The sequence below is a fragment of the Rathayibacter agropyri genome (assembly GCF_013249015.1).
GTDB lineage: Bacteria > Actinomycetota > Actinomycetes > Actinomycetales > Microbacteriaceae > Rathayibacter > Rathayibacter agropyri.
In genome coordinates, this window is sequence record NZ_JABRPL010000007.1 from 42,051 (window position 1) to 65,117 (window position 23,067).

A 23,067-nucleotide genomic window follows, 5' to 3' on the forward strand; every position below is an offset into this window, starting at 1 on the left:
TCGTGGCCGTCACGCTGCACGACGTCGCCCGGGCTGCCGACGTCTCGATCAAGACCGTCTCGAACGTCATCCACGACTACCCGTACGTACGGCCCGAGACGCGGGCGCGCGTCCAGGCGGCCATCGCGCAGCTCGGCTACCGCCCAAATTTGACGGCGCGGAGCCTGCGCCGAGGCCGCACTGCTGTAATCGGCCTCGCCCTGCCCGAGCTGAGCCTCCCCTACTTCGCCGAACTGGCCGACAGCGTGATGCGCGCCGCCGATGACCGCGGTCTCACCGTCCTCATCGAGCAGACCGGCGGCGACCCCGAGCGCGAGCGCAACGTCCTCGACAGCGAGCGCCGCCAACTCACCGACGGCCTGCTGTTCAGCCCGCTCGGCCTGGCCGACGAGACGGCCCTCGCGGTCGATTTCCCTCTGGTCCTGCTCGGCGAACGGATCTTCACGGGGCTGGTCGACCACGTCACGATGCAGAACGCGGCGGCAGCGCGGGCAGCGACCGTTCATCTGCTCTCCCTGGGGCGTCGCCGCATCGTCGCGCTCGGCACGCACCCCGACGCCGCGGTCAGTTCGGCGTCACTCCGCCTCGAGGGCTACCGTGCGGCGCTCTCGGAGGCGGGGATCCCCTTCGACGAGCGGCTGATCGGAGTCTCGGGGCCGTGGCGGCGCTCCGCTGGCGCCGAGGCGATGCGGCGGATGCTCGCCTCCGGGCTCGACTTCGACGCCGTCTTCGCCCTCAACGACACTCTCGCGCTCGGCGCGGTCCGGGCGCTGCAGGAGGCCGGCGTGCGGGTGCCGGAAGACGTCGCGGTGATCGGGTTCGACGACATCGACGAGGCACGCTATTCCTCGCCGAGCCTCTCCAGCGTCGACTCCGGCCGCGACGAGATCGCCCGGACGGCGGTCGAACTTCTGCAGGCCCGGATCGAGGGCTCACGCACCGGACCCGGCACACTCAAGGAGGCCGCATTCACGGTGGTGCCGCGGGAGTCGACCGGCGCGGCCTAGCCGCAGATCTCGCAGCGGATCCACGCGCCCGCCTCGGCGACGGAGAGTTCGCCTCGGCGCAGGAGCCGACTCCACTCGATCGCCCGCGTTGTCAGGCGGTCATCGGCCGAGCCGGGCTCGTCGCCGCCGAGCGTTCGGAGGAAAACGTGCGCGACCGGGCCACCGAGGAGGAGCGTGGCGCCCGCAACTCCGGCGAAGTGGCGGGCCTGGCCGCGGGTGCCGTCGTCGTACCGACGGCGGAAGCCCCGTCCGCGGACGCGGTTAGCACCACCGCGGGCGAGGTCGAGCACTCCGACCGGGGCACTGCGGATGCCCGCGGCCTCCTGCGCGAGGGCGGCGATCAGCGCCCGGGGTGCCGGAGCGGAGGCGGCGAGGGCGTCGGCGCGCTCGGCGAGCTCGGCGCAGGCATCGGAGGAGGGCATCCGCCCAGTCGAGCACAGGACCGTAGAGCAGGAGAGAAGAGGAGCACGCCCTTGACAGCGACGGAGAAAGGAGCGGAGCATCTCGGTACAACGCATCGCTGTACAACGTTAGGCATCTCTGTACAACGTTAGAAAGACCCGCTCACCGACGAGCACCCTCCCTCCGCGGAAGCCGACGCCCCGAAAGGCCCCCATGACCGACGCCACCGCGCGCATCATCCTCGACCCGTCTGCGGTCGTCGCCCCCGTGACTCCGCGGCTCTTCGGCTCGTTTGTCGAGCACCTGGGCCGTTGCGTCTACAACGGAATCTACGAACCCGGCCACCCCACCGCCAACGCGGACGGCTTCCGACTCGACGTGGTCGAGCTGGTCAAGGAGTTGGGCGCCACCACGATCCGCTACCCGGGCGGCAACTTCGTCTCGGGCTACCGCTGGGAGGATGGCGTCGGCCCGCGCTCCGAGCGCCCCCGCCGGCGCGACCTGGCCTGGCACTCGCTCGAAACCAACGAGGTCGGCCTCGACGACTTTGCGAAGTGGGCAAAACTGACCGGCAGCGAGATCATGTACGCCGTGAACCTCGGTACCCGCGGCGTGCTCGAGGCGCTCGATGTGCTGGAGTACGCCAACGGCTCAGCCGGAACCACCCTGGCCGATCAGCGCATCGCCAACGGCTCGCCCGAACCGCACAACATCCGGATGTGGTGCCTCGGCAACGAGATGGACGGCCCCTGGCAGGTCGGCCACATGGCTGCGGAGGACTACGGGAAGCTCGCCTCCCGCACCGCGAAGGCGCTCAAGATCGCCGACCCGTCGCTCGAACTCGTCGTCTGCGGCTCATCGGGCTCGTCCATGCCCACCTTCGGCGAGTGGGAGCGCGTGGTCCTCGAGCACACCTACGACGACGTCGAGTACATCTCCTGCCATGCCTACTACCAGGAGTACGACGGCGACCTCGGCTCCTTCCTCGCCTCCTCCCTCGACATGGAGTACTTCATCGCGACGGTCGCCGCGACCGTCGACCACGTGAAGTTCAAGCTCAAGAAGACAAAAGACATCACGCTCTCGTTCGACGAGTGGAACGTCTGGTACCTCGCCGAGTGGACCGCGAAGGAGAAGGCCGACGCGGAGGGAGACCAGAGCACCCGCGAATGGTCCTACGCCCCGCGCCTGCTGGAGGACGTCTACTCCGTCGCCGACGCTGTCGTGCTCGGCAACCTGATGATCACGCTGCTGAAGAACTCCGACCGGGTCACCTCAGCCTCCCTCGCGCAGCTCGTCAACGTGATCGCACCGATTATGACCGAGCCGGGCGGAGCGGCGTGGCGCCAGACCACCTTCTTCCCGTTCTCGACAACCGCGCGCCTGGCCTCCGGCTCGGTGCTGCGGCCGCGGATGGACGTGGGCACTTACTCGACGGCCCGCCACGGCGACGCTCCGCTGGTCGACTCCGTTGCCACGTTCGATGACGGGCGCGCGGCCGTGTTCCTGGTGAACCGCTCGCAGACGGAGGCGATGGAGGTGACGGTCGACGTGAGCGGTCTCGGCGTCTCGACGGTCGAGGAGGCGGTGGCCCTGTTTGACGAGGACCCGTACGCGACAAACACCCACGAGGATCAGAATCGCGTGCGGCTGCGGGAAGCGCCGGCAACGCTGGCCGGCGGGGTGCTGATGCTCACGCTGCCGCCCGTGTCGTGGACGGCGGTCGCGCTCACGGCGTAGCGGGGCGATGGGATGACCTCGCGGCGCCGCGCGCCGCTGCGGCGTGGACGACGACCCGAGCCGATGGATGCGGTCGGTCAGCGTCCCCGCACTTCGAGCGTCTCGGGCGATGTCCACGTCATGAACCGCGCCCGCCGCAACGTCAGCTGAGACGCCCCCTCATCCACCATGACGTCTGAACCCTCGTCTCAGCTGACGCCGCGTCGCGTCCTGTCTTCGCTCCTGCGCCCCACTAAAGGAAGTTGGAGCCCGGTGGCACGTCCGTTGGAACGCTCCACAACACTCCGCCGGATCCGCCGCGGGATGATCCGCCGCTCCAGTGGACCGTCCTCGTCCCGGTGGGACCAGCCTCGGCGTCCGTACTCGTCGCGGACAATCGTGCGCCGGAGCGGACGACTACGGTAGGAACGTCCCGCGGAGTAGAGAACCACCGAGTTCTCCTCCGCGGGCACATTCCGGCATCCTTTCAAACCCACACGCCGCCGCTCGCGCGACCGCTGCACCGTCCGGGTCATTTATCGACGAGGATGGTCAGTACACGCTTGACTGTCCCCGGTCTGCGATATCTCCTTGCCGCGCCCGACAATCGGATGAGTTCTGCCTCCTTCCAGAGAAGATTCAGAAGACCGTCGCGTACATCTTCATAAATTTTAGCGACGACCTTCGTTGCTCGCGCATTCAGCGCTTGGACCCCATCTGCATTCTCTTGGAAATCATCGTTGACATACTTGTCGGTAATCCACTGGTGGTGACGCAGCTCATCTTCAATACGTTTCTGGAAATTTTCCGGGTCGAGGAGCCAATATTGCTCCCAAAGAGCACACCGTCCTCCCGACCAGTATCCGACTTCAAAGAGGGTGCTCCGTGTAAACAACGGAGTTATCTTACTTACCTCCCAGAAATGCCCCTCTTTTCGCACCTCGTGGAAGATTTTATCCAGGCTATCGAGAGCTTGACGAAGGTTCGCAAGATAGCTTGGATACTCCAATGAAATCTTCCACTGACTTTCTTGACGCAGCATCATGGGCAGGGCGTAATACCTCGACGGTTTAACCAGGTGAACACAGTTCTCCTCGCTATTCCATCGGCCTTCACCTGCCGTGATCGTCTTGGCGAGATAGGGCAACGTTTTCCGACGAAGATAGTCGTCGAGTTCGTCGACGGCTCCGGTGAGCGGGGTATACGCACGACCGGCCATGAGAGCGATCCTGTCCAGGTGACCGTGAGCAGAACCCAGTCGCGAGGCACGCCAGGCTGCTTGCGCTCGAATCCCCGGGGTCGCGACATACGCGAGCACCAAAACCAGGACAGCGAGAACCGTGGTGAACTGTTGGTCGTTGAGGTAGCCGTACGTGACTTCGATCATGCCTGGGATAGGCGCCCAGAATGTGTCGAGTGGCCGAAATGCCACCCACGCGGCTGCGGCCAGCATCAATAGAACGAACCAGGAGCGCACCAACGAGAGCACGACACGAACGAGAGAAAAAGGTACGGTGGGAAGGCGTAAGAGCAAGCGTCCAAGCTGCTGCCGTCGCGCCGCGCGCCTACCACGAATTCCTGCGTCGAATTTCCCGGACCGCTTGTCCACCGAGTAGCCTGAGCGCGAAAACCACCAGGAGACTTGCTCCAAAAACTTACAAGTGAAAAAGACCGGGCAACCACCTTTCGTGCCGCATCGACACGCGCCGACCTGATCACCGCGGGAACGATCCATATTTCCAGGAGCCGTGCGATCCAACGCAGAAAACCGCCGACGGTGAAAGCGGCTACGGCCCAGAAGACACCAATCTCTAGTGTCGCATTGAGAAAGACCGAAAGCGGGTCTCGTTCGACTCGGCCTAAAAGCGAAGCGATCCAGAACATGGCCGTCGCTGGGAATGCGAAGACATCAAGGACAGCGGCTATGACGTTTGCGGCCCAACCTAAGACCTCTGCCAACGTCACGATGGGTACCTCCTGAGGGGGTGTCGTGGGCAAGCGCTTCACTGACTTTGCTGATTGAGAGAATCATTGGACCATTCTGACACACACCACCGACACGAACCCTCTGTGGCCTATTCAGAATAGCAAGAAACCTACGCCAGTAACACGCGCGGGCTAACTAAAAATGACGGTTTTTCTGGGTAAATTGATTTACCAGAATCGACTACCCGAGAGAACCATTACCGATGTTACGTGCAACTATCCGCCTTCGATGAAGGCGATTCAAAACGCTTGACCGATTAAATGCTTGCGGCACCGCGTTGGACGATGGCTCGGGCCGGTGGATGCGGTCGGTCAGCGTCCCCGCACTTCGAGCGTCTCGGGCGATGTCCGCGTCATGAACCGCGCCCGCCGCAACGTCAGCTGAGACGCCCCCTCATCCACCATGACGTCTGAACCCTCGTCTCAGCTGACGCCGCGTCGCGTCCTGTCTTCGCTCCTGCGCCCCACTGAAGGAAGTTGGAGCCCGGTGGCACGTCCGTTGGAACGCTCCACAACACTCCGCCGGATCCGCCGCGGGATGATCCGCCGCTCCAGTGGACCGTCCTCGTCCCGGTGGGACCAGCCTCGGCGTCCGTACTCGTCGCGGACAATCGTGCGCCGGAGCTGGTGCACGATCCATCCCGCGGCCAGCTCGGCGAGGGTGCCAGGGTGCGCGCTGCTACCGCGAACGGTCAGCTCTCGAACGGGATCGTGTCCGTACCAGTCGGTCACCGGGCCGCGATCTCCCCAGGACCCTTCGAGCACAGGACTTCCGTCGATGTCCTTCCAGCACTTCACCCAGAGGACTGTCCTCGGACCGGAGAGTCCCGGAATGGCCACCCCGACCAGGACAGGATCGGCGGTCTCCTCGTGCCAGGTGTCAACCGGTCGGACGTCGGTGTCCCATTTCTCGGCACACTTCCGCAGGCGCGCGACGAACACCTCCCCGAACGGTGTGAGGGTCAGGTCGTCCCCGGCGAAGAACTGCGGTTGCGCGAGGTGCTGCTGGGAGGAGGGCGCGGCGCCGGGTTCCGACGCCCGGAGGAACTCCTGAGCCATCTGGCGGGCGCGGGCCTCTACGTCGCGACAGACCACGGACCGGTCGTATTCCATCCTGTCGAGGTCGTAGTCGAGTTTGACGAGCGGCAACGCGAACGCCGGACCCGAGTACCCGACGTGCACGTCCGCGACGCGGGCGAGCGAGTGGATGTCGAGCGCACCGATGAGGAACAGTCGTGCGACCGCACGGAGCGCGTTGACGGCGATCTCGTCGGGATCCTTTGGCAGCTGTCCGATCTCGTCGAGGGCCGCGTCGATCGCGGTCTCGATCTCCGTCCTTCTGGCGTCGGCGTACAGGGAGGCGAGGCCGACCATGCCCGGGCCGTCCTGCCCGTCGGCGACGCACCGGCTCGCCGCTGCGAGGACGTGCCGGCCGCCGATCAGCCCATGAATATAGGCGGCGCCGACTTCTCGGAGCTGCACTCCGGCGCGCTCGATATCCTCCGCCATCTGCACGCCACCCATTCTGACCCCGCCCGCACCGTCCTGCCGACCGCCGGCGCACCGACTGCCCCTTGACGCCCCTCCCGAGACCCGCTCGCCCGCAGGGCCGAGCCCCCCTCCCTAGACATGCTCGCCCGAAGGGCCGAGCTCACCGCCGAATCGCGTTCCAGCGATTCGCCGTAGCGATACGCACCCCGCTCTGCGAAACGCCACCACCTCCCTCAGCCAACCGCGGAGCGGACGACGACGAAGGAGGAGTCCGCTCAATCCACCACAGCCACGCTCAATCCAATAACAGCGCCGGTTCCTCCAGCACGCTGGCGACGTCCGCGACAAAGCGGCTGACGACGTCGCCGTCGACAACGCGGTGATCGAACGATCCGCCGACCGTGGTGACGAAGCGGGGGCGGACCTCGCCGTCAACGACCCACGGCTTCTGTTTGATCGTGCCGAGGGCGATGATCGCCACCTCGCCGGGGTTGAGGATCGGGGTGCCGGTGTCCATCCCGAAGACGCCGATGTTGGTGATGGTGATGGTGCCGTTCTGCATGTCGGCGCTGGTGGTCTTGCCGTCGCGGGCGTCGAGGGTGAGCTTTTCGAGGGCCTGGGCGAGCTCGAGGAGGCTCATTGATTGGGCGTCCTTGACGTTGGGCACGAGTAGGCCGCGCGGAGTGGCCGCGGCGATACCGAGATTGACGTAGTGGCGCACGATGATCTCAGTGTCGGTCCAGGCGGAGTTGACCGTCGGGTTGCGACGGACGGCCCAGATGATCGCCTTGGCCATGATGAGCAGTGGCGAGACCTTGACCCCGGCGAAGTCGGGCGAGTTCTTGAGGCGCTTCACGAACTCCATCGTGCGGGTCGCGTCGACATCAACGAAGACGCTGACGTGCGGCGCGGTGAAGGCGCTGGTCGACATCGCGGCCGCGATCGCCTTGCGGACGCCGCGGACCGGAATCCGCTCCTCGCGGTCGTCACCCCAGGCGGGGGTCTGAATGTTGCGGAAGACGCTGGCCTGGGAGGCGTGGCGGATGACATCGTCGCGGGTGACCTCGCCGGCGAGGCCGGTGGCCTGCACCTCGAGGAGGTTCACGTCGAGGTCCTTCGCGAGCTTGCGGATCGGCGGCTTCGCGATGACGGGGAGCGCTGCGGCGGCGGGGACTGACGTGGGACGCACCGGCGCTTCCGGCCGGGTCGGTGCCGGCGACGCGGCTCCTGGACGGCGGCGGCGCGTCGCCACGTGACCGCCTGCGGCGCCGTAGCCCACGAGCGCTGCTCCAGAGCCCTCGCCCGGCTCGGTGGTGGACGGGGCGGGCGGGGTGGCCGCCTGAGCGGGGTGCGCAGGGATGGCTGGCACCTCGGAGCCGACGACTCCGGCTCCGGACCGGACGGAGATGATCGCGGTGCCGACGTCGACCGTCTGACCCTCGTCGACGAGCACGTCGACCACTGTGCCGCTGAACGGCGACGGCAATTCGACCAACGACTTCGCGGTCTCGATCTCGACGAGGACCTGGTTGACGGCGACCTCGTCGCCGACCTTGACTTTCCACGCCACGATCTCGGCCTCGGTGAGGCCCTCGCCCACGTCGGGAAGGAGGAACTGTTCGGTCATCGGGGAGTCTCCTGTGGGCTCGTGCAGGGAAGGTCGCGCGCGTCAGTACGCGAGCGAGCGGTCGACGGCCTCAAGCACGCGGTCGACATCGGGGAGGAAAAGCTTCTCGACCTTGGCGGGCGGGAAGGGAGTGTCGAAGCCGGCCACGCGCAGGACGGGGGCCTCCAGGGAGTAGAAGGCGCGCTCCGTGACAGTCGCGGCGATCTCGGAGCCGAGGCTCACATTCGCGGACGCCTCCTGAGCGACGACGAGTCGGCCCGTCTTGCGGACGGAGGCGAGCAACGGCTCCCAGTCGATGGGCGAGAGGGAGCGCAGGTCGACGACCTCGACGCTCGTCCCCTCCTCGCCCGCGAGTTCGGCGGCCTGGAGCAGCACGGCGACCATCGGACCCCAGCCGACCAGCGTGACCTCTGTGCCCTGGCGGACGACGCGGCTCGCGTGCAGCGGCGCGGCAGGGCCGCTCAGGTCGACGTCGCCCTTGGGCCAGTAGCGGCTCTTGGGCTCGAAGAACATCACCGGGTCGTCCGATGCGATGGCCTCCTGAATCATCCAGTAGGCGTCGTTGGGGGTGGACGGACTGACCACACGGAGGCCGGCGGTGTGCGCGAAGTACGCCTCGTTGCTCTCCTGGTGGTGCTCGACGGCTCCGATGTGCCCGCCGTAGGGGACGCGGATCACGACGGGCATCGTGAGCGAGCCCTCGTGCCGGTTCGTGATCTTGGCGAGCTGCGAGGTGATCTGGTCGAACGCCGGGTAGATGAAACCGTCGAACTGGATCTCGCACACCGGCCGGAACCCGCGCATCGCGAGCCCGATCGCGGTACCGACGATGCCCGACTCCGCGAGCGGGGTGTCGAGCACGCGGGTCGCGCCGAACTCGGCGTGCAGGCCCTCGGTGATGCGGAAGACGCCGCCGAGCGGACCGATGTCCTCGCCCATCAGCAGGACACGGTCGTCCTGCGTCATCGCGCGGCGGAGGCCGGCATTGAGCGCCTTGGCCATGGACATCGACTCGAGTTGCGTCCCGGTGCGGGGCGGCTGCAGGGCCGTGGTGGTGTCGATCGTCATTGCTCGCCTCCGAACGATTCTTCGTAGCGCTGGAGCCACGCCTTCTGCTCCTCTACGAGCGCGTGCGGCTCGGAGTAGACATTGTCGAACATGACCCCGGTCGGTGGCGCCTCGAGGGCGAGCAGGCGGCGGCGGATGTCGGCGGCGAAATCCCTCGCCTCCTCGTCGACCTCGTCGAAGAAGGATTGCGGTGCGCCGTTGCCGCGCAGGAAGGCGGCGAAGCGGGTGATCGGATCCTTCGCGACCCACGAGGCGAGCTCGTCGTCGGTGCGGTACTTCGTGGGATCGTCGCTCGAGGTGTGTGCGCCGATGCGGTAGGTCAGCGCCTCGATGAACTGGGGGCCACCGCCGGAGCGCGCGTCCTGGAGGTGCTTGGCGGTGACGGCGTAGCTCGCGAGCACGTCATTGCCATCAACCTGAACACCGGGAATGCCGAAGCCAGACGAGCGGAGATAGAGCGGGCTGCGCGACTGCGTAGCGACCGGGACCGAGATCGCGTAGTGGTTGTTCTGGAGAAAGAAGACCGTGGGTGCCTGATAGCTCGCGGCGAAGACCATCGCCTCACTGACGTCGCCCTGGCTGGAGGCGCCATCGCCAAAGTAGGCGATGACCGCTGCATCCTTCTCGGCGTCCCCCGTGCCGGTGGCTCCGTCGAGGGTGAGGCCCATCGCGTAGCCGGTGGCGTGCAGCGCCTGCGAGCCGAGCACCAGCGTGTAGAGGTGGAAGTTGCCGTTCGTCGGGTCGCTCGGGTCCCAGCCCCCGTGCGTGGTGCCGCGCAGCAGGGCGAGGACGCCGAGCAGGTCGATGCCACGGATCTTGCCCACGACATGCTCGCGGTAGGAGGGGAAGACGTGGTCTTGTGGGCGCATCGCGAACGCGGAGCCGACCTGTGCCGCCTCCTGCCCGTGGCTCGGGACCCACAGGCCGAGCTGACCCTGCCGCTGAAGGTTGGCGGCCTCGATGTCGAACTGGCGGACCACCGCCATCTCGCGGTAGAAGGAGCGGTGCTGGGCCTCACCGACCCCGTCGAGAAAGGCGGTGTACTGCTCGGCGGCAGGAGTGGGCGAGAACCGACCGTCCGCGGAGAGGAACTGGACCGTCGGCGACTCCGTAGTGGTGGTTACCATCCGACTAACTTATCCGTCTCGCGGGGTGCCCCTCGGGGAGGGATCGCACAATCTCGTCCGCCGCACTGAGGAGCTTGTCGACAGAGCTCGCATCGCCGATGGAGACCCGGATGCCCTCCGGAGGGAACGCGCGAACGACCACGCCGGCACGCTCGAAGACCTCGGTCGCCCGCGCGGTGTCGTCGCGGGTATCGAACCAGAGAAAGTTCGCCTGCGACTCCGGGATCGTCCAGCCCTGGTCGAGTAACGCCCGCCAGAGATCGTCGCGCAGGCGCACGATGCGGTTCACGCGCTCGAGCAGCTCCTCGCTGTGCTCGAGGGAGGCGACGGCGGCGGTCTCGGCGAAGCGGGTCACCGAGAGCGGGATCGCGGTCGAGCGGGCGGCGTCGAGGATGCGCCGGTGGCCGATTGCGTACCCGACGCGTAAGCCGGCAAGGCCGTAAGCCTTCGAGAAGGTGCGCGCCAGCACGAGGTTCGGGTGCTCGGCCAGGAGGCGAGTGCCGTCGACCGCGCGTTCGTCGCCGACGAACTCGGCGTACGCCTCATCAAGGAGAACGAGGACGTCGCGCGGCACCTGCCTCAGAAAGGACTCGACATCGTCGGCCGTGGCGACGGTGCCCGTGGGGTTGTTCGGACTACAGACGATGACGATCCGAGTGCGCTCGGTGACGGCCTGGGCCATCGCGTCGAGGTCGTGGGTGTCGTCGGGGCGCAGCGGCACGCGAACGCTGGTCGCGCCGGCGGTGGTGACGAGTGACGGGTACGCCTCGAACGAGCGCCAGGCGTAGACGACCTCGTCGCCCGGACCGGCGGCGGCGCTGATCAGCTGGGCGATGACCGCGACGGATCCGGCTCCGACGATCACCTCGTCAATGCCCACCCCGTATCGGGCGGCGAGCGCGGAGCGGAGGGCAGTCGCGGCGGCGTCCGGGTATCGGTTGAAGTCGTCGACCTCACGGACCTTCGCGAGCACGGAGGGCAGCGGGTCGAACGGGTTCTCGTTGGAGGAGAGCTTGAAGGCGTCGGCCGGCGCCGCGCGGCCCTGCTTGTACGCGGGGAGCGCCAGGATCTCGGGTCGGAGGCGGACGGGAGGCTCCTGCGGGTCGGTCACCCGCCCCATGCTAGGGGGAGGGGCCGACGCCGCCCGTGCACCGCCGCTCGGCTCACATCGCACGGAGGCCTGAGCGTGCCGCCTCAAGGGTCGACCGCAGATACGTCCCCCGATTAGGGTGCAGAGATGCGGAGTCGAGGGCGGTCCGAGCGGCGCGGGTGTGCGTGGTCGCTCGTCCGCGGCATCTCGGCGGCGCTCGGGCGGGATCGACAGGAGCCGCCACCCGTCGTGGTCGCGCGCGGCGCCGGACGCAACGACCCGGCCGGACGCGACGACACGGCCTGAGGACCGACTCGCGATGCTCGGCGGCGCCGGGGATAGTGGAAGCATGCGCAGACTCCTCCTCGGCCTCCTCACTAACGCCGTCGCGATCTGGCTCACGACCCTCGTTGTGGCGGGGGTGCGCGTCGACCCGTTTGACGACGGGGCGGCCGCGGCGATCCTCACGTATCTCCTCGTGGCGGTGATCTTCGGAGTCGTCAACGCTGTGGTCGGCGGGGTCGTGAGGGTGATCGCGTTCCCCCTGTATCTGATCACGCTGGGGCTGATCTCGTTCGTCGTCAACGGGCTCCTCCTGCTGCTTACCGCGTGGATCAGCGGTCTCTTCGGGTTCGGCCTCGTCGTAGATGGCTTCTGGTGGGGCGTGCTGGGCGCCCTCGTCCTCGCGCTCGTGAACTGGTTCATCGGTCTCCTCCTGCGCCCCTTCCTCCGCCGCCATCAGGACTGAGGCGGTGCCTGTGGGACCAGTCTGCGCGGGTCCTCTCGCGCCCACTGCGGCGTTCCCGGGAACTGTGGAGAGCGTCCGAGATCGACCTGCTGTGGAGGAGCCTTCGTGCGCCATGATGGGCGGGTGACCCCTGACTCCCCCGCGCCCTCGGCCTTCGCCGTGTGCTTCGTCTGCACCGGCAACATCTGCCGATCGCCGATGGCCGAGGTGGTGCTGCGGTCCCTGGCGGAGCAGGCGGGGCTCGGCTCCGCGATCCAGATCAGCTCGGCCGGTACCGGCGAGTGGCACCTCGGCGAGCACGCCGACCGCCGTGCCCTCGACGCGCTCCAGCGGCGCGGACTCGACGGCGGGCGCCACCGCGCGCAGTTGTTCGACCCGTCCCGATTCGCCGAATTCGACCTCGTCGTCGCCCTCGACCACGGGCACGAGCGGGCACTTCGCTCCTGGGCGCGCACCGAGGTCGACCGGCAGAAGATCCGCCGCCTGCTCGCCTTCGAGCCGGCCCTCTCCCCGCAGGGCGACGTCCCCGACCCCTACTATTCCGATGCAGCGGCGTTCGACTCGGTGCTCGCGCTCATCGAGCGTGCCTGCCGAGCGCTCTTCGCCCAGATCGAACCCGGACTGCGCGGCAACCGCTCGGTCCAAGCCGACCCCGCCGAGGCACGCGCCGTCCTCGCGCAGGACACCTGAGAACCGGAAGGCACCACCGCATGACGCTCCCCACCCAGCCGCTGAGTCCTCTCGACGGCCGCTACAGCGGCGCCGTCTCGTCTCTCGGCGAATACCTCTCGGAGGCGGGGCTGAACCGCGCGCGCGTGCACGTCGAGGTTGAGTGGCTGCTGGCCCTGACCGACCGCCGCATCTTCGGCTCCGAACCCATCGACGCCGTGACCGCCGAGGAGCTGCGCCGCCGCGCCCGCGACTTCGGCCAGCCCGAGATCGACACGCTGGCGGCCCTCGAGGCGCGCACCCGCCACGACGTGAAGGCCGTCGAGTACCTCGTGCGCCACTGGCTCGAGGAGTTGGGCCTGGAGCGGATCGCCGAGCTCACCCACTTCGCCGCGACCAGCGAAGACATCAATAATCTCTCCTACGCGATCGTCGTCCGCCAGGCGGTGGGCGAGATCTGGCTGCCGAAACTGCGCTCCGTCGTCGACTCCCTGCGCGGGCTCGCGGTCCGCTACCGCGACGAAGCGATGCTGAGCCGCACCCACGGCCAGCCCGCGACTCCGACCACAATGGGCAAGGAGTTCGCGGTCTACGCGTACCGGCTCGGGCGCGTCATCACGCACATTGAGGCCACGGAGTACCTGGGCAAGTTCAGCGGAGCGACGGGCACCTTCGCCGCGCACCTCGCCGCCGACCCCGGCACCGACTGGCCGGCCCTCGCCGAACAGTTCGTCACCTCCCTCGGCCTCGCCTTCACTCCGCTGACCACTCAGATCGAGTCGCACGACTGGCAGGCCGAGCTCTACGGACGCGCCGCACACGCGAACCGGATCCTGCACAACGTCTGCACCGACATCTGGACCTATATCTCGCTCGGCTACTTCCGGCAGATCCCGCAGGCCGGGGCGACCGGGTCCTCCACGATGCCGCACAAGATCAACCCGATCCGCTTCGAGAACGCCGAGGCGAACCTCGAACTCTCCAGCGCTCTGCTCGACTCGCTCGCGCAGACGCTGGTGACCTCGCGTCTACAGCGCGACCTCACCGACTCCACCACGCAGCGCAACATCGGAGTCGCCTTCGGGCACTCGCTGCTCGCCCTCGACAACATCGCGCGGGGCCTGCTCGAGATCGACCTCGACCCGGCTGCGCTCGCGGCCGACCTTGACGGCAACTGGGAGGTGCTGGCGGAGGCGATCCAGACCGTGATCCGCGCGGAGGTGGCGGCGGGGCGCTCGGCGATCACCGATCCGTACGCGCTGCTCAAGGACCTCACCCGCGGCAAGCGGCTCAGTGCCGAGGACCTCGCGGTCTTCGTGCAGGGCCTGGACATCGGCGACGCGGCACGGGAGCGCCTGCTGGCGCTGACCCCGGCCGGGTACACGGGGCTCGCCTCCGCGCTGGTCGACCGCTTGCGCTGACGCGGGGCGCCCTGCGGCGAGTGCGGCGCTGCACTGCGTGGCCGGCGCCCCGAGTGTCCAAAAGTTGTCGCACTCGCGTTCGAGTGCGACAACTTCTGGACACTCGCGCGGCCGGGCCGCGGTCCAGCGCCGCGAGAAGCTAAAAGTTGTCGCACTCGGCGTCGAGTGCGACAACTTTTGGACAGTGGGAGCACCGCGGCAGGCGGCGGCACCTTTTGGACAGTGGGGGGGCACCGCGGCGGGCGGCGGCGCGGACGGCTCCCGCCAGGCAACGCGCTCGCAGGCAACGGCCTCGCAGGCAACGCCCTCGTCAGCGAACTCAGTGCGCCGCGTCCTGCTCGTCGATGTCGGCTATCTCGGCCTCGTCGGGCTTGAAGGTGAGCGAGAACATCGCGATGGCTACGACCACGATGATGAACGTGACGCCAAAGGAGAGGAGGGCGACGACCAGTTCGCGAGTCGAGAGCAGCACGACGACGCCGACGAAAGCCGCCATCGCGGCGGAGAAGCCAATGAGCTCCAGCGGCCGGAGGCGGTCCTTGCGGGTGGGCTGGAAGGTCCGAGGAGCAAAGTCTGCAGGCTGGGAGGCGCGCTCGGACCCACCCTGAGACCCGCTCAGAGACCCGCCCTCGGCCCCGGGCTCGGGGTTCTGGCCTTCGACGGTCATCGGTCTCCTCCGGAGGTGGGTGTCGTGGGAGCGACGGGATCGTGTCCGGTGGCGGCGCCGGCGGCCCATTTGAGCGAGAACGCCGCGATGGCGAGGAACACGGCGACCATCACGGCGTACGCGCCGAGGAGACCGACCGTGACGACCGGGTGGGGCGGGAGCAGTCCGAAAGCGGCTCCGAGCAGCATCGTTCCGGCTCCCACGATCGCGGCGTCGCGGGCGGCGAGGCCGTGCCCACGGCGTCCGCTCGAGAACTCGAGGAAGCCGGAAAGGAGCGCCCACCCGGCGACCAGCGCGACGAAGGAGAGCAGGTGCGCGACGGGCAGCGCGATCAGCGCGGCGAGTCCGGCGACGAGGGTAAGCACTGCGGAGCCGAGCGCGAGCGGACGCGAGCGCCCGGTCCACACGGGCAGGCCGAGGACGAGCGAGACTGCTCCGGTCGCCAGAGCGAAGCCGCCGAAGACGGCGAGTCCGAAGGCAGGGCCGTGATCCGGTGAGAAGGTGATCACGCAGCCGGCGACCGCCGCGATCACGGCGCGCGCGAGGGGGAGGAACCACAGGCGGCGGTCGGAATCGGCGGCGTTGGCCACGGTCGAGCCTCTCTGATGTGTGTCGGGGCGGGCTGTCGACACGGGCGGTCGACGCTGGGGTCCGGTCGACGCCGGGGTGTGGTGGACGCTCACGCTCGGGACGGTCGGCGGGCGAAGTCGTGCGACGGCACAGCGACGCGGACTCCAGCGATTTTACGCTCCCCGAGCGCCCCCCCCTGCGCCCGCCGATCGCCTACCAGGGGCGCACGCCCCGATCGCGGGCGATGCGGCAGTCCGCTGAGACAAGCCAACCCCTCGGTCGGTCGCGCCCAGCCGAACCCCCTCAGCCCAGCCACACCTCTTCGACGCGCGGGAAGACTGCGTCGGCGGAGTAGCGCTCGCGGAAGCGCGCGCCCGCGTTCGCGACCACGGCGGCGCGGGCCTCGGGGTCGGCGATGAGTTCGGTCATCGCGGCGGCGAGCGCATCGACGTCGCCGGGCGAGACGATCCGTCCGCAGCCGTCGCCGAGCACCTCCGGGATGCCGCCGACCGCGGTCGAGACGACGGCTGCGTCGCGGGCGAGGGCCTCGAGGATGAAGATCGGCATCGCCTCGTCGCGCGAGGGCAGGACCGCGATCGCGGCTTCGTCCAACAGCTCCAGGAGCCGCGCGTTCTCGAGCGAGCCGAGGAACTCGATCCCCGGGACGCTCCGGTCGACGACCTCGGGCTCGCGGATCGGCCCGGCGATCAGCAGCCGCCAGCCCTCGGCTCCCTCGACCTTCGCCCACGCCTTCTGCAGCACGTCGACACCCTTGCGATGGCTGACGACGCCGCCGAAGACGACGGTGCGGGTCTTCTCGCGCGGCGTGCCCTGCTCGAGTGCGTTGGGGACCAGGTGCACGCGGGCAGCCGGGACGTAGCGGCGGCAGATCGCCGACGTCTCCTCCGAGAGCGTGATGATCTCGTCGGCACTGCGCAGCACGTCCCGCACGAGGCGCGGGTGCGCGACGGTGAAGGCCGCGAACTCGCTGCCGTGCAGGTGGGCGACAGTTCGCAGCCCGAGGCGGTGAGCGAGGCGGAGCAGCGAGCCCTCGCGGAGGAACGAGCCGCGCTCCGAGAGATGCACGACGACGACGCTCCCGGGCTCGCGCCGCGAGAGCGCGACGATGCGAGCGGCGGCTCCGGCAGCCAGGCGGGCGCCGGCCACGTGCTCGCCGGGGGCAGTGCGGGAGGAGATCACCCGGACGTCCGAGCGCTCGAACGGCCAGCGCAGGTACCCGTTGACGACCTGGGTCATCCCTCCGGGGACCTCGCCGGCACGGCCGACGTGGTAGACGCGGGTCGTCTGGCCGACCGAAGCGGCCGGACGCGAGCGCGGCGGCACGGCGAGCAGCGCCTGGATATCGTCGCGGACACCGCGCAGGCGTCCGCGCGCCACGAGGAGCTTCTCGAGCAGTTCGCTCCGTCGCGCAGCGACGGCGCTGATGGTCTCGAGACCGCGCTCCGGAGTCGTGCGCGACATGTCAACGGTGACGTCGTGGATCCCAATCGTCTCGAAGTGGCGGGAGGCCTTGGTGGACGCGTCCATTTGCAGGCTCACCGGGGCCGCGCCCTCGGTGAACGCCATGATGATCACGTGCAGGCGGTCGCTCATCGCGATGCGCGCCGTGCGGTACAGCTCGCGCAGCAGGATCTCGTGCTGATCGTGGGTGTGCGAGGGGTCCCAGTCGAGGATGTCGGCGTCGAGGTCGGCGGCGAGGCGGCGCGAGCGCTCTGCGTCGACCGCGACCTGCGTGACGACGACGATGTCGAGGTCCTCGCGCTGGGCGAAGCCCTTGATCGCGGCCAGCCAGTCCGCGCCTGGGTAAGGGCGGGCGTCCACCTCGTGGTCCTCGCGGAGGGAGAGGACGAGGACGCGCCGCTCGGCGTCGGGCTGCGCGGCGAACGCCCGCAGCTCCTCGTCGCTTGCGCCCTCCCCGTAGCCGAGGTCGGGCATGGCGGTGCCGACCCGCATGTAGTCAGCGGTCTTGTCGTCGCGCCAGCGGGTGTAGCTCGAGAGCGCCATCGACGGCCACATGATCGCACGGGGCAGTGGAGCGAAGTTGCGCGTGCCGACTCCTGCGCGGATGACCTGGCCGCCGCCGAGGCGGACGAGCGCGATGCCGGGGAGCATCACCAGGTGCTCCTTCATCCCGATCAGCGTGAGCTGGATCTCACCGGGCTTGAACACCGAGTTCGCTCGTCCGGCCAGCGCCTCGCGGGCGAGCGCCGCGTACCAGCGCAGGAGCGAGCGGTAGACGCGGTCGTCCGGAGCCAGACGCAGGCCGTCGTCGTAGCCCCAGGGCGAGTTACCCACGTACACATGCAGCGGGCCCGACTCGCGCAGCCAATCGAGCAGCTGGCGGCGGAGGATGATGTCACCGATGTTCTCGTACTGGCCGCGGCCGACGGCGAAGATCGATCGGGCAGGAGTCACGGGCGGGCCTTTCGGAGGGGTTCGCGGAGGGCGACACGAAATGCGCGGAAAGTGGCGCGGTTCCTCGGCAGACTAGCGCAGGCGAGGAAGGTGCCCCGCGTCCGTGCTGAGTCGGTGGGTCAGCAGGAGTTGGTCACGAAGAAGGCCTTCAGGAATCCGCCGGTCTGGTAGAAGTACTGGCCAATCAAGTAGTCGAGTCCCATCGGCTCGCCCGAGGGCACCATCGAGATCTCGCCGGAGTAGCACCGCTCGAGGATCATCCGCGAGCGGGCGATGTGCGGTGCGTTCGTCAGCACGATGACGTGGTCCCAGCCGTTTTCCGCGGCCATGTCGCGCAGCTGCCGCGCCTCTCCCTGGGTGGTGAGGGGGTCGGCGGCGTAGCAGAGCACGTCGCCGCCCGGCTCGTTGCACTTTTTGTATTTCTTATCCTCCAGGGACGCGTTCATCTCCTCGGGGCCCACGGAGAGGACCATCGTGTCGGTCGCGCCGGAGGTGATGATCCGACGGGCGAACTCGACGCGCGCACGGGTCGACGGGCCGAGGACGAACACGGCGTCGGCCTGCTTCGGGATCGGATCGATCGGCGGCGTGACGTAGAGGGGAATGCCAGCGCCGAAGAGCGCGAGGACGACGAGGGGGATCAACAGCAGGCCGGCGAGGAGGTTTCGGAGGAGACGCCGAGGCCGCGGACGTTCGCCGCGGGACTGTGCGGTCCGGCGATCGCTGGTCGTCACCGTGTCCATCGCGTCCCCTTTGCCGTTCGGATTCCCGATCTTTCGCCGCGGCCTATCTAGAGCGTGATTGCCCAGGGAAAGCCCAACATCGCAGTGTTTCGGCACGACGACGGGGCTATGAACGGGCGATCAATTCTCGTCTGGCTGCGCCGACCCGACGACGATACCCCCTGCGCGGGGGGTACAGTCGCCGTTTGCCCGATCGTGAAGAACCGAGTCGTCTGACCCGCGGATCGATCCGTCTCCCCCACGTCCTCCCGGAGTACTGGAATGCCTGCTCACCCCCTGGATTCGCAGCGTGCCATCACGAGCAGGCGACGCCCCGCTCTCCTCTCCGATGACCGGCCGTTGACCCTCGCCGACGAATGGCACGTGGAGCGCACTGCCGCGTCAGTGGCGCGGCGGATGGATTCTCGCCGCCCGAATGGGGTACTAGGACGCGAATCACCCTCATTCAGGGGGTTGGGACGAGGCGTCTCTATAGCGTCGGTCAGACCTGCACGACCCCCCTAAATACCCCTGAACTCTCCCTCCAGCACCACCCGACGCATCTTGAAGACCCGGAGCCGATCGTGACTACTCGAACGACGACACACCCGACCCACCGACCTAGACGCTTCTCTCTCGCCACCGCCCTGATCGCCGCTCTCGGCATCCTCGTCGCCCCGCTCACCGCTCCGGCCGCCTCGGCCGCCACCCTCGACCCCGGCGCCGGCCAGAGTGTCCGCATCGAGGAGACCAACTCTTCTCTCACCTACAGCGGCTCGTGGCGGACCATGACCGGCGGCGATAGCGGCGGCGGGATCAGGTTCCTCAACAGCACCGGCTCCGTCTCGTTCAGCTTCAGGGGCACCGGCTTCAGCTGGATCAGCCGCACCACCGCCTCCGCCGGCATCGCCACCGTGACCGTCGATGGAGCCAGCACCTCGGTCGACCGCTACACGAACGTGACCGCTTACCAGGTCCCCGTCTTCTCGAAGAAGGGCCTTACCGACTCCGTCCACACGGTCACGATCGCGTGGTCCGGGCGGGCCAACAGCGCCGCCAGCGACAAGAACCTCGTCATCGACGCCATCGACGTCACCCGCTCCACCGGCGACCAGGACCAAGTAGTCGGCGGCTCCACCGCACCCGTGCTCGATCCCTCTGGCGCAAGCAGCCTCACCGTCCAGGAGACCGATCCCGCGCTGACCTACACCGGCTCGTGGAAATCGATGTCTGGCGGAGACAGCGGCGGTTCGATTAAGTACCTGACGTCGGCTGGATCGGTGTCCTTCACTTTCGTCGGCACCTCGTGGCGCTGGATCAGCCGGAAGACCTCCTCCTCGGGTATTGCCGCGGTCTCGGTCGACGGCGGACCTGTCACGAAGGTCGACCGCTACAGCTCGACCGCCCAGTACCAGATGCCGGTCTACGAGACGACGGACCTCGCTGAGGGCCGACACACCGTGACGATCTCCTACACGGGAACGAAGAACTCCCAGTCGTCGGACAGAAACTTGATCATCGACGCGTTCGTCCTCGCCGACGACGGCCTCGCGGTCGACACGATCCAGCTCTCACCCCTGACCGACGGCTACACCGTGGCCTGGAACGCACCGTTCAGCTCGCGAGTCGTCTCGTACGACGTCCACCGCTCGGCGCAGGACGGCTCAGGCGCGGTCGTGCTCGGCACTGTCTCCGACCCCGTACGCCAGTACCGCGATGAGACCGCCGCGGCCGGCAGTATCTTCACCTACTGGATCTCGGCGACGGATGACGCGGGCCACCACTCGCGCCTCAAGCAGACGGGGAGTATCTCCTCCGATCTGCTTGGCGCCCGCGCCTCCCTGGCCGCGGCCTTCGCCTGCCCCACCCCGACCACAACAGTGACGAACTCGACCGAGCTGGCTGCCGCCCTCGCAGCACCCCGCGCGGGAGACGTCATCCGCCTGGCCGACGGCTGGTACACCGGCAAGTTCACTCTGCGAGGCACCGCCGCCCTGACGGGCTCGATGTGGATCTGCGGCTCGCCCAACGCGGTGCTCTCCTCCGGCTCGATCTCGAGCGGCACCGCTCTGCTGATCAACAACGCAAAGAACCTGCACCTTGTCGGATTCTCGGTCCGCAGCTCCTTCCAGGGAATCCAGGTGCTCTCAAGCACCGGCGTGCAGATGGCCGGACTCACCGTTACCGACATCGGCTATGAGGCGGTCCACTTCCGCAATCAGACGACCGATTCGTTGATCGTGGGCAGCACCATCCGCCGCACAGGACTTGTCACGACCAAGTTCGGCGAGGGCGTCTACATCGGCACCTCTGACCGCAACTGGTGCGAGTACAACGGCTGCAACCCTGACCGGACGGCCAGGATCGCGGTGGTCGACAACATGATCAGCGACACAGGTGCCGAACCGATCGAGGCTAAAGAGGGGACTCTCGACGGGAAGATCCTCGGCAACACGGTCCTCGGAGGCTCGCGGCTGTCGAGCGAGGTCACATCGATGATCCTCGTGTCGGGCAACGGCTGGCTAGCCGCGGGGAACTCCGCCTCGGGGACGACGACCTACGGCTACCAGGTCATCACCCGCGCCGACGGCTCGGGCAACAACAACACCGTCAGCGGCAACCTCGGACAGAAGACGACGGACGAGACGGTGTACCTGCACCAGCCGTCGGGCTGGTCGACCAGCGGCAACACACTGCGCTGCTCCAACTCGGGGAAGGACGCGATCGGGAACGTGGCCTGCACCCCCTGAGCCGCTCTGCGAGCATTCGCTCGAAGAAGCGCCGCCGTCCTTTCGACGGTGGCGCTTCTGCGTTCGCCCCTGGGGTGACGCGTCTGGGCCTCTGTGCGATGTGCAGGAGTTCTGTACGGGATCCCTGGGTCACTCCAGATCCGGACAATAGGCTTTCGTGGGCGGTTCAGTGTCTCCCAGATGCGGACTCAACCGCTCGCAAGAGCGCCGGCGGCTCCCTCACCACGCCTCGACTCCGTGGGAACGACCTGCAGTTGACACCGGAGTCGCCCTCAGACTAAGTTGTGAAAGTCGTATTCCTGATCTATTCTCAGGAACGAAAAGGTGTTCGATATTGCTCAGTTGTCTGGAGGCTTACCTTGGGCCCAAACCGAAAAGCGCGCAAACCGCGGTCACGTAAGCGTCGAGCGGGTGTCGCGTTAACCGTCGCTGCCGCTGTGGCATCGATAGGCGTCAGCGGCCTAGGTGTGGCATTCGCATCGAACGCGCAGTCACCGTCTTTGCTCAGTCCACCGCCATCACTTCCAGAGACAGCGATTCCACCTGAACTTGCCCCTCCTGCCACCCCGCCGCTGCCACCAGGGACCAGCGTATTGCTGCCTCGCGACGACGGATCAGGTACTCCCGTCTACGACCGACTCAGCGATCCCACCAGTATTGTCTATCCAGCCACTTTCTCCAACGACGAAGTCGCCAATGCGAAAACATGGGTGCAACAGAACATCATCATCGGACAGTGTATGGCTGATAAAGGCTTCGACTACACATTCAAACTGTGGTGGCAGCTTACTGACGCAATAAGGAAAGCCCCGGCGCCTTATCCGGTCGATTCACCAGGCGGTATAGCGCTCTGGGGTGACCCGCAAACCAGCGGATACGACTGGAAGATGGCCGGTTGTTCTGGATATGCAACGCATGTGACAGGCATGGACAACTCGAACTAAAGCAGTGGCTTATAAACTTTCATCTTGAGTCGCGGTAAGTGCGCGCCTCATCTACCATAGCGCTTTCCGCGAGAGAGGTACCATCACCTTTTCACGACGCCAATTCTTTGTATCAACATCCGGCTTAACCCTCGGTGGTGTCGGCGCAACTACTTCCGCCTCGGCAGAGACGACGCATCCAGGCGATTCACAACGCGCCAAATTTGATCAGTTTGGAACGCGGATACTCACCGTCACCTCCGACGCGGAGTCGGTCACGTTTCCCTCGTCTTTTACTCCAGCGGAGCTAAAAAACGCACGCGAGTGGGTTCAACAAAATTTCATGATTGCAGCCTACATGGCGAGTGAAGGCCAAAGACATGAATTCAAACTTTGGTGGGAGCGAAGCGAAGCGGATCATAAGACGATCGTTCCAGCGTTCTCCAGCGCACAGAACAAGACGATGCTTATCGGCGACTCGCTTCAAGAGTCCCGCGAATATGAGTGGAGGTCGGCAGGCATAATTGGTCGCGTTATCCACGAAACAGGCAAAGACGAAGCACACTGAGAGCGTTATTCATAAGGTCTGATTCGGGTGTGTCGCTCAGAGGCATCGGCTTCCCGTTTGAGAGAATAGAAGTTCC

General features: G+C 67.2%; 19 protein-coding genes. 8 read left to right on the forward strand and 11 right to left on the reverse strand.

From position 1 onward, the window contains the following. The first annotated feature begins 2 nt into the window (after nucleotides 1–2). Nucleotides 3–1,007, forward strand: a complete 1,005-nt coding sequence (locus HRF29_RS13630) for a substrate-binding domain-containing protein (protein WP_173249388.1) — start codon at nucleotides 3–5, stop codon at nucleotides 1,005–1,007. On the opposite strand, the gene HRF29_RS13635 is transcribed toward HRF29_RS13630, so the two are convergent. Continuing rightward, nucleotides 1,004–1,429: a hypothetical protein gene (locus HRF29_RS13635; protein WP_173249389.1), complete on the reverse strand. Its 426-nt coding sequence runs from the start codon at nucleotides 1,427–1,429 to the stop codon at nucleotides 1,004–1,006. The genes HRF29_RS13630 and HRF29_RS13635 overlap by 4 nt on opposite strands. A 193-nt stretch (nucleotides 1,430–1,622) precedes the next feature. Here HRF29_RS13635 and arfA point away from each other — a divergent pair, with 193 nt between their 5' ends. Then, nucleotides 1,623–3,149: an arabinosylfuranosidase ArfA gene (gene arfA, locus HRF29_RS13640; RefSeq protein WP_173249390.1), complete on the forward strand. Its 1,527-nt coding sequence runs from the start codon at nucleotides 1,623–1,625 to the stop codon at nucleotides 3,147–3,149. 511 nt (nucleotides 3,150–3,660) lie between these two features. Here the strand turns inward: arfA and HRF29_RS13645 are convergent. From HRF29_RS13645 to hisC, 6 genes are all read right to left on the reverse strand, one after another. Continuing rightward, nucleotides 3,661–4,737 (reverse strand): hypothetical protein, encoded by a 1,077-nt coding sequence (locus HRF29_RS13645; RefSeq protein ID WP_173249391.1) that lies wholly within the window; start codon nucleotides 4,735–4,737, stop codon nucleotides 3,661–3,663. Between the two features lie 800 nt (nucleotides 4,738–5,537). Further along, the gene (locus tag HRF29_RS13650; protein WP_173249392.1) at nucleotides 5,538–6,629 is read right to left on the reverse strand and encodes a hypothetical protein; all 1,092 of its coding nucleotides are present in this window, start codon (nucleotides 6,627–6,629) and stop codon (nucleotides 5,538–5,540) included. 271 nt (nucleotides 6,630–6,900) lie between these two features. Beyond that, on the reverse strand, nucleotides 6,901–8,232 hold the full coding sequence (locus HRF29_RS13655) for a dihydrolipoamide acetyltransferase family protein (RefSeq protein WP_173249393.1): 1,332 nt from the start codon (nucleotides 8,230–8,232) through the stop codon (nucleotides 6,901–6,903). Between the two features lie 42 nt (nucleotides 8,233–8,274). Continuing rightward, nucleotides 8,275–9,240, reverse strand: coding sequence for an alpha-ketoacid dehydrogenase subunit beta (locus HRF29_RS13660; RefSeq protein ID WP_173249409.1), 966 nt, complete (start codon nucleotides 9,238–9,240; stop codon nucleotides 8,275–8,277). A gap of 56 nt (nucleotides 9,241–9,296) precedes the next feature. Continuing rightward, the gene (locus tag HRF29_RS13665; RefSeq protein ID WP_173249394.1) at nucleotides 9,297–10,427 is read right to left on the reverse strand and encodes a thiamine pyrophosphate-dependent dehydrogenase E1 component subunit alpha; all 1,131 of its coding nucleotides are present in this window, start codon (nucleotides 10,425–10,427) and stop codon (nucleotides 9,297–9,299) included. 4 nt (nucleotides 10,428–10,431) lie between these two features. Then, nucleotides 10,432–11,547 carry a histidinol-phosphate transaminase gene (gene hisC / locus HRF29_RS13670; RefSeq protein WP_173249395.1) on the reverse strand — a complete coding sequence of 372 codons (1,116 nt, stop codon included), beginning with the start codon at nucleotides 11,545–11,547 and terminating at the stop codon, nucleotides 10,432–10,434. A 319-nt stretch (nucleotides 11,548–11,866) separates the two neighbouring features. On the opposite strand from hisC, the gene HRF29_RS13675 reads away from it, so the two are divergent. From HRF29_RS13675 to purB, 3 genes are all read left to right on the forward strand, one after another. Then, nucleotides 11,867–12,265, forward strand: coding sequence for a phage holin family protein (locus tag HRF29_RS13675; RefSeq protein ID WP_173249396.1), 399 nt, complete (start codon nucleotides 11,867–11,869; stop codon nucleotides 12,263–12,265). A gap of 123 nt (nucleotides 12,266–12,388) precedes the next feature. Continuing rightward, complete coding sequence (locus tag HRF29_RS13680; RefSeq protein ID WP_173249397.1) at nucleotides 12,389–12,955, forward strand: low molecular weight phosphotyrosine protein phosphatase; 567 nt, start codon at nucleotides 12,389–12,391, stop codon at nucleotides 12,953–12,955. 20 nt (nucleotides 12,956–12,975) lie between these two features. Beyond that, the gene (purB, locus tag HRF29_RS13685) at nucleotides 12,976–14,355 is read left to right on the forward strand and encodes an adenylosuccinate lyase (RefSeq protein ID WP_173249398.1); all 1,380 of its coding nucleotides are present in this window, start codon (nucleotides 12,976–12,978) and stop codon (nucleotides 14,353–14,355) included. Nucleotides 14,356–14,674: 319 nt separating this feature from the next. Here the strand turns inward: purB and HRF29_RS15035 are convergent, their stop codons facing one another. The 4 genes from HRF29_RS15035 to HRF29_RS13705 form a co-directional block, all read right to left on the reverse strand. After that, nucleotides 14,675–15,022, reverse strand: a complete 348-nt coding sequence (locus HRF29_RS15035) for a hypothetical protein (protein ID WP_246227081.1) — start codon at nucleotides 15,020–15,022, stop codon at nucleotides 14,675–14,677. Next, a complete protein-coding gene (locus HRF29_RS13695; RefSeq protein ID WP_173249399.1) occupies nucleotides 15,019–15,612 on the reverse strand; it encodes a class-II aminoacyl-tRNA synthetase family protein in 594 nt (197 codons plus the stop codon). Before HRF29_RS13695 ends, HRF29_RS15035 begins: the two co-directional genes overlap by 4 nt. Nucleotides 15,613–15,895: 283 nt before the next feature. Continuing rightward, nucleotides 15,896–18,028: a glycosyltransferase gene (locus tag HRF29_RS15410; RefSeq protein ID WP_173249400.1), complete on the reverse strand. Its 2,133-nt coding sequence runs from the start codon at nucleotides 18,026–18,028 to the stop codon at nucleotides 15,896–15,898. A gap of 119 nt (nucleotides 18,029–18,147) precedes the next feature. Next, nucleotides 18,148–18,771 carry a YdcF family protein gene (locus HRF29_RS13705; RefSeq protein ID WP_173249401.1) on the reverse strand — a complete coding sequence of 208 codons (624 nt, stop codon included), beginning with the start codon at nucleotides 18,769–18,771 and terminating at the stop codon, nucleotides 18,148–18,150. Nucleotides 18,772–19,334: 563 nt separating this feature from the next. On the opposite strand from HRF29_RS13705, the gene HRF29_RS13710 reads away from it, so the two are divergent. The 3 genes from HRF29_RS13710 (at nucleotide 19,335) to HRF29_RS13720 (ending at nucleotide 22,991) form a co-directional block, all read left to right on the forward strand. Then, nucleotides 19,335–21,500 carry a right-handed parallel beta-helix repeat-containing protein gene (locus HRF29_RS13710; RefSeq protein WP_173249402.1) on the forward strand — a complete coding sequence of 722 codons (2,166 nt, stop codon included), beginning with the start codon at nucleotides 19,335–19,337 and terminating at the stop codon, nucleotides 21,498–21,500. A gap of 467 nt (nucleotides 21,501–21,967) precedes the next feature. After that, nucleotides 21,968–22,444 carry a hypothetical protein gene (locus tag HRF29_RS13715; protein WP_173249403.1) on the forward strand — a complete coding sequence of 159 codons (477 nt, stop codon included), beginning with the start codon at nucleotides 21,968–21,970 and terminating at the stop codon, nucleotides 22,442–22,444. A gap of 322 nt (nucleotides 22,445–22,766) precedes the next feature. Continuing rightward, nucleotides 22,767–22,991, forward strand: a complete 225-nt coding sequence (locus tag HRF29_RS13720) for a hypothetical protein (protein ID WP_173249404.1) — start codon at nucleotides 22,767–22,769, stop codon at nucleotides 22,989–22,991. Nucleotides 22,992–23,067: the final 76 nt, after the last annotated feature.

What these genes read in the sequence shown, in the direction of transcription:
- HRF29_RS13635 (WP_173249389.1), bottom strand. Translation starts at nt 1,429, where the DNA reads ATGCCCTCCTCCGATGCCTGCGCCGAGCTCGCCGAGCGCGCCGACGCC.
- arfA (WP_173249390.1), top strand. Translation starts at nt 1,623, where the DNA reads ATGACCGACGCCACCGCGCGCATCATCCTCGACCCGTCTGCGGTCGTC.
- HRF29_RS13655 (WP_173249393.1), bottom strand. Translation starts at nt 8,232, where the DNA reads ATGACCGAACAGTTCCTCCTTCCCGACGTGGGCGAGGGCCTCACCGAG.
- HRF29_RS13660 (WP_173249409.1), bottom strand. Translation starts at nt 9,240, where the DNA reads ATGTCCATGGCCAAGGCGCTCAATGCCGGCCTCCGCCGCGCGATGACG.
- HRF29_RS13665 (WP_173249394.1), bottom strand. Translation starts at nt 10,427, where the DNA reads ATGGTAACCACCACTACGGAGTCGCCGACGGTCCAGTTCCTCTCCGCG.
- hisC (WP_173249395.1), bottom strand. Translation starts at nt 11,547, where the DNA reads ATGGGGCGGGTGACCGACCCGCAGGAGCCTCCCGTCCGCCTCCGACCC.
- HRF29_RS13675 (WP_173249396.1), top strand. Translation starts at nt 11,867, where the DNA reads ATGCGCAGACTCCTCCTCGGCCTCCTCACTAACGCCGTCGCGATCTGG.
- purB (WP_173249398.1), top strand. Translation starts at nt 12,976, where the DNA reads ATGACGCTCCCCACCCAGCCGCTGAGTCCTCTCGACGGCCGCTACAGC.
- HRF29_RS15035 (WP_246227081.1), bottom strand. Translation starts at nt 15,022, where the DNA reads ATGACCGTCGAAGGCCAGAACCCCGAGCCCGGGGCCGAGGGCGGGTCT.
- HRF29_RS13705 (WP_173249401.1), bottom strand. Translation starts at nt 18,771, where the DNA reads ATGGACACGGTGACGACCAGCGATCGCCGGACCGCACAGTCCCGCGGC.
- HRF29_RS13720 (WP_173249404.1), top strand. Translation starts at nt 22,767, where the DNA reads ATGATTGCAGCCTACATGGCGAGTGAAGGCCAAAGACATGAATTCAAA.